The 2,966-nt window shown below is 54.5% G+C and carries 2 protein-coding genes; both read right to left on the bottom strand.

The genetic code is table 11. The features are described from left to right. Positions 1 to 284: 284 nt before the first annotated feature. Positions 285 to 1,958, bottom strand: coding sequence for an NAD(P)/FAD-dependent oxidoreductase (locus tag IBX50_RS19220; protein ID WP_292258009.1), 1,674 nt, complete (start codon positions 1,956 to 1,958; stop codon positions 285 to 287). Next, positions 1,951 to 2,736 (bottom strand): carbon-nitrogen hydrolase family protein, encoded by a 786-nt coding sequence (locus IBX50_RS19215; protein ID WP_292258008.1) that lies wholly within the window; start codon positions 2,734 to 2,736, stop codon positions 1,951 to 1,953. Before IBX50_RS19215 ends, IBX50_RS19220 begins: the two co-directional genes overlap by 8 nt. Between the last annotated feature and the right edge of the window lie 230 nt (positions 2,737 to 2,966).

Below are 2,966 nucleotides of genomic sequence, written 5' to 3'. Positions count from 1 at the left end.
ATATTATGGCTAATCAGTTGTGTCATCAGCAGTCTCCGGCAGATGCATGTAAAAAAGTTATGGAAGTTTTTGGTGCTGTTATTATTTGATGTAAATCAAGGATGGCAAGTGACAAGCAAGATGTAGGCCACAAATAAAGTCCTTTTTATTTCAGTAGGATGCAAGGTAATCTGCATAAAAAATGCATGGAAGCGCACCGATACAGTGCGCATCTTGAGGTGGTCGAGGGGGTGTTTTGCATTCTTTTGGTGCACAAAAAATATTCGTTCTATTTTTGTGCTTGCTTAGTTACCAAGTGTAATTGGCTGCCAGGTTTGCCAGCAGTCACCGGGGCCGGGGTTGTCCGGGTGGGTGTGACCGCCCAGGTGGTGCAGCACGCCCCACACGGCATTTAACGCCGTTTGCACCGCACCCTCGGCCCAGGCGGGAGTCCAGCTGATGTCGTCACCGGCCAGAAACAGCCCGCGTTGCCCGGCGGGCAATTGATCCTGCATAAAGTGGCTGTACATCCGCTGGTTGTAGCGGTAATGCCCCGGCAGTGCACCCTTGAAGGCACCAAGGAAGTTAGGATCGCTTTCCCAGCTGACGGTGATGGGATTGCCGCGGATATGGCTGGCCAGATCTACATCCGGATAGATTTTTTTTAGTGCCGCCAGTGCCAGTTCTACACGCTTTTCTGCATCCAGTGGCAGCACTTTTAATGCATCCGACATCCAGGCATAACTCAGGCAAATCACGCCTGGGCGATTGTCTCCCTGATCAAACAGATAAGTGCCACGGGTCAAACGGTCGGTCAGGGTCATCGACATGCAGTCTTCCCCAGTTTGCGGGTTTTTGTCTTTCCAGAAGGGGCGATCCGTCATTACAAAGGTTTTGGCTGACTGCATGTAACGGGTGCGATCCAGTGCCATCCACAGGGGTTGGCTGAACAGGTTTTCTTCAGTATCGATGGCGGTAGTCAGCAGCCAGCTCTGGCAGGTGGTGATGACGGCAGCAAAACTTTCCTGATGGCCGCGGCTATCCGTGAGGGTGAGCTGACCTTCGGCATTGCGGTGGATGCGCCGAACGGCTGGTCGTGGTGCGCCCTGATTCAGTTGTTGCAGGCTGGTGCCGGCTGGCCAGTGAACAGCCTGCTGCAGCGGTTGTTGCCATAAGCGCTGTGGCAACTGTTCAGCACCACCAATGATCAGGTGTTGATCTTCATCACAGCGAGTGGCGTTGACACGTAGGATTTCCAGCATGGAATTGGGAAAGTCAGAATCCCAGCCACCAGTACCAAATCCCATCTGACCAAAAACTTCCCGATGCCGGAAGCTCAGTTGCTGAAAGGCACGAGAGGATGCAATGAAGTCATAAAAGGTGCGTTCATCCCAGTCTTTCACCAGTGGATTCCAGATGGCCTTTACGGCAGCGGCATCCCGTCGCTGGATGGCTTCCTGCAGGGCGCTGAAACTGGCCTGTTCTTCCAGTGCCTGGTCATAGGCCTTAGCTACTTGCTGGAACAGCGGTGGCAGGTCACTGAGTCGGCGGGCATAAAAGCGCTCGCCTTCCAGTTCGATCACGGTGGAACCGGCGGCTTCCGTCAGTGGGTTGGGGAAGGGAGCCGTGCGCAGTCCGGTTTGTTCCACATAGTGGTAAAAACCACGAGAAGAGCGGGGAAAACGCATGCCGCCCAGCTCGGCAATCACGCCATCACTGCCATCAAACACGGCTGAGCGTAAACGACCACCAAGGCGTCCGGCTTCATACACCACTGGCTGCAAGCCCAGTTTCATCAGCTCGTGACCACACACCATCCCAGCCAGCCCAGCACCAATGATGGCGACACGGGTGCCGTGTTGTGTGGCTGGCAACTGGCCGAGCCCGGCCGGATGTTGCAGCCAGTCATCATAAGCAAAGGTGAAATCCGGCCCGAACAAGGCAAAGGGTTTCTGATGGGGTGAGCTGGTATCACTCATACAGGTTGGGTCTCCGGTCTTTCAGGTAGGTGAGTTGCTGGCGTGCATGAAGTAACTGGCGGTGTGGCAAATCAACCAGTAACAGCCCTGGGGCATCATCCGCACATGCCAGGTTTTCACCCAAGGGGTCACAGATGCAGGAGTAGCCACAGTAGTGGAGTTCGGCTTCTTGTCCGCAATAATTGGCATAGGCCACAAACAGGGTGTTTTCTTCCGCACGGGCTGGCACCAGGCGTTGAGCAACACTGGTGTAAGGGTGCATGTTGGCGGTGGGTACCAGCAGCAGCTCAGTACCCTTCAAGGCCAGGCTGCGGGCCACTTCTGGAAATTCCACGTCATAACAGATTGCCAGGTTGATTAGCCAGCCCTGCCATTCCACCGGTTTCATCAGCCGCTCACCGGGCGTGAAACGGCGCCGATCCAGTTCTCCGAACAGGTGGGTCTTGCGGTAGTTGAGCAGTGGCTCACCTTCGTTGGAAATCAGCAGTGCGGCATTGTAAGGCAGCGAACCGGTGGCTACTTCTGGGTAACCGACCACCAGTGCCAGATTGTATTGGCGCGCCAGTTCGCTGGCACGGCTGGTCAGTGGCCCCAGCAGAGGTATTTCTGCCAGTTTCATCAGCTCCAGCGTTTTTAAACCATAACCGGTCAGGCTTAATTCCGGAGTGATTAATAAATCAGCCCCAGTATGAGCAGCGGTGTTGCAGTGTTCTTCCAGTTGAAGCAGTGCAGCATCCGGGGAGGAGGGTGACAAGTTTTGAGCCAAAGCAATACGCATGAAAAAATCCTCTATGGATTATCTCAAGCCTAGTCGGGTGTGGCGGGAGTGCAAGGTGTTGCGTTATGAATAACCAAAGCTTTGTAGATGTAAGCCCTGTTCATCCAGTTCAATTTTCCAGCCCTGCTGGTCGCTCCAGTCGCCCAGCACATAACGCTTGGCTGGTGTGGTTTGTCCCTGCAGCTGGATATTCAGATCATGCACCGCCGGTCGATGGGTGTGACCGTGAA

The sequence above is a fragment of the Marinospirillum sp. genome (genome assembly GCF_014859565.1).
This window is presented reverse-complemented; position numbering and strand designations above follow the sequence as displayed.